1 protein-coding gene is annotated in these 310 nt (G+C 68.4%); it reads left to right on the top strand.

Features of this window, described 5'->3' with window-relative positions; genetic code table 11:
* Nucleotides 1-310 (top strand): DUF5801 repeats-in-toxin domain-containing protein (locus AKL29_RS43005; protein WP_202814560.1); only part of this gene is annotated, 310 nt, incomplete at both ends.

Below are 310 nucleotides of genomic sequence, written 5' to 3'. Positions count from 1 at the left end.
CAGCGGCCCGACCGCCGGCACGGTGACCGGTCCGACCGACACCCTCGTGCTGGACGAGACCCGTCCCGTTGGCAGCGACACCGCAGGCGGCACAGCGCCGACCGGGCTCGACACCGTGACGGCGGACTTCTCCAACAACTTCACCGCCGGCAGCTACGGCAGCGACGGTGCTGGGTCGACGACCTATACGCTGAAGCTGACGGGCTTGAACGTGGCCTCCGGCCTCTATGCGCTGGATCCGACCGACACCGACCCGACCCATTTCGGGCAGGGTGCGCAGATCGTGCTCAACCAGGTCGGCGACACGATT

It is taken from the genome of Bradyrhizobium pachyrhizi, assembly GCF_001189245.1.
In the GTDB taxonomy this organism is placed as follows: Bacteria; Pseudomonadota; Alphaproteobacteria; order Rhizobiales; family Xanthobacteraceae; genus Bradyrhizobium; species Bradyrhizobium pachyrhizi.
Note: the sequence above shows the minus strand (reverse complement) of the source record. Positions and strands in the feature narration are given on the sequence as shown.